At 78.4% G+C, this 2,566-nt stretch carries 1 protein-coding gene and 1 pseudogene; one reads left to right on the top strand and one right to left on the bottom strand.

Annotated features, from left to right (window positions below; genetic code table 11):
* Positions 1–1,229 (bottom strand): family 1 glycosylhydrolase (locus Q6969_RS14875; RefSeq protein WP_317231137.1); only part of this gene is annotated, 1,229 nt, incomplete at its 3' end.
* A gap of 228 nt (positions 1,230–1,457) precedes the next feature.
* Between Q6969_RS14875 and Q6969_RS14870 the strand changes: the two are divergent.
* Positions 1,458–2,566: pseudogene (locus Q6969_RS14870) on the top strand (hypothetical protein); the annotation flags it as partial.

Raw genomic sequence — 2,566 nt, 5'->3', positions numbered from 1 at the left:
ACGGCGGCGAGCGCCTGCACGAGGTGGTCGGCGATGGCGTCCGCGCGGCGGGGATCGCGGCGCGAGCCGTCGCGGTCGTCGACCTGCTCGGGGTGCGCGCCGTCGAGGCCGGAGAGGACGACGGGCGGGAGCGCGTCGCCGTAGCGGGCGCGGAGGTCGGCGAGCACCACCGGCACGAGGTCGGGCGCGACCGCGTGGCCGTCGAGGGTCGCCGGGTGGTCGGTCCAGGGCAGCTCGGCGAACGGGATCGCGGTGGAGCCGGCGACGAGGCGCGGGACGGCGGCGACGCGGATCGGGTCGGCCAGCGCGACGCCGTAGTGGTCGAGGGGCTGGCCGATGGAGCGGAGGTCGGCCGGGTCGACCCGGCCGAGCCGTTCGAAGGCCTCCGCGTGCGGGCCCGCGAGGTCCGGGTAGCGGCCGAGCAGCACCGCGTCGGCGAAGAGGTCCTGGTGCAGGGCGCGCGCCACGACGGCGGCCGCGCGGTCGTCGTCGTCCGCGGACGCGGCCTCGACCACCCGGTGGCCGACGACGATGCCGACCCGGGCCGTGGACCGCGAGCCGCGGACGGCCTCGACGGCCCGGCCGTGCGCGAGGAGCTGGTGGTGCACGGTGGGGAGCGCGTCGAGCCCGAGGCGGGATCCCGGGGCGTGGGTGCCCGTGACGTGGCCGCCCATCGTGGTGAGGTCCGGAGTCCGGAGCGTCACCCAGTCGGGCACGCGGTCGGCGAGCGCCTCCGCGGCGAGGTACGCGACGTCGCCGAAGCGGAGGGCGGTGTCGCGGTGCAGCCAGCCGCCGCGGTCCTGCAGCTCCACGGGCAGGTCGTGGTCGTGGAGGGCGGCCCGGGGGCGGATGCCCGCCGCGAGCAGCGCGTCCACCAGCTCGTCGTAGAACGCGATGCCCTCCCGACGGAGTCCGCCGCGCGCCTCCGGCTGGATGCGGGACCACGAGATCGAGAACGAGAGGAGGTCGACGCCGAGCTCGGCCGCGAGGGCGACGTCCTCGGCGACGCGGGCGACGTGGTCGGCGCCGCGCTCGGGATCGCTGCCGTCGGCGACGGCCCCGGGACGCCGGGCGAAGGCGTCCCACACGGACTCGGAGCGTCCGCCCTCGTGTGCGCGGCCCTCGACCTTGGCGTCGCTCGTGCTCACCCCGATGCGCGGTCCGCCGGCGAGGAGCCCGGCGAGCTCGAGGGGGGTCGGGCGGTCGGGGACGGCGGGGCGAGGGGTCACCCCGCCAGTATCGGGCACGGGGCCGGGGACGCCGCGGCCGGTGCCGTCGCCCGCTCCGCAGGACGTGCGCTGGGGGCCCGGACGGAGCGCGGGACCAGGGCGCGCACCGTCGGCGCACACCCCGTCCACCGGCGTCGGGCACGCGGCGCCCAGGTTCCCGTACCACTTGCGTCACGGTCGGTGCGGGCGGTTGACACGCCCGGAGGTTCCCGCATGAATGGATGCACGGTGCGGTTCAGGACGAGGGAAGAGGGACGTCCGTCCACGGGGGGTGGTGCGGGCGGTGTCCGTCGATCCCGCGAGCGCCTCGTCCGCGCTCTCTCCGTCCTCGCGCTGCTGGTCGCCCTGGGCGCCGGCGGCGCCACCGCGGCGTCCGCCGCCACGCAGACCCCCTCGCCGTCGCCCCGTCCCCCGGGCGCGCCCCTGCCCGCGCCCGCGGTCGGCCCCACGGTCCAGGCGCCGCCCTTCTCGACCGACGGCGCCGTGCAGGTCTCGGGCACGCGCCCGTCGGGAGCGGACGTGCAGGTGACCATCGCGAGCGTCCCCGCCGCCGTCGCGCTGCCCACGGCGACGACCTGGCGGGCGTCCGCCACCGGCGTGCCCGACGGCCAGAGCGCCGTCCGCGTCTCCTCGGACGGCCAGGAGGCGACGACCACGGCATCCGTCCTCCGGGCGCCGGGCGTGAACAGCTTCTCCGTCGTGACCACGGGCCTCGTCAGCGGGACCGGGTTCCCGGGCGCCACCGTCGACGCCCGCTCGGGCGGCGCCGCGTGCCGGGCCACCGTCGGGGCATCCAGCACGTGGGCCTGCCTCCTCGCTCCCCCGCCGCCCTCGGGGACCGGGGTCGCCGTCACGGCCACGCAGTCCACGTCGTGGAGCGTCGGCACGCCCGCGGTCGGACGCGGCACCGGAAGCTTCGACACCACGGCACCCGGCGCGGCCGTCATCACCGCCCCCGCGGCCGGGGCGAGCATCGACACCGCCGGGATCACGATCTCCGGCACCTCCGACGAGGACGGCGCCACCGTGCGCGCGTACCTGGCGGGCTACGGCGACGCGGCGTGCCAGGCGCAGGTCGTCGGCGGACGCTGGTCGTGCGCGACGGGCACGCTGCCGCCCGGTCCGCTCGGCATCACCGCCACGGTCACGGATCCCCTCGGCAACATCAGCACGCTGGCCGCCGAGGTGCGCGTCACCGTGGCGGCGCCCTCCGCCTCCCCGACGCCCGGCGCGACGACGCCGCCCGCCACCCCCTCCCCCGAGGCCACGAGCTCGCCCGAGGGCACCGAGGCGGCGCCCGCACCGGCGACGGGACCGGGCGGGGACGGGACGCCCGG

The sequence above is a fragment of the Clavibacter sp. MX14-G9D genome (genome assembly GCF_032917815.1).
Taxonomy (GTDB): domain Bacteria; phylum Actinomycetota; class Actinomycetes; order Actinomycetales; family Microbacteriaceae; genus Clavibacter; species Clavibacter michiganensis_K.
Note: the sequence above shows the minus strand (reverse complement) of the source record. Positions and strands in the feature narration are given on the sequence as shown.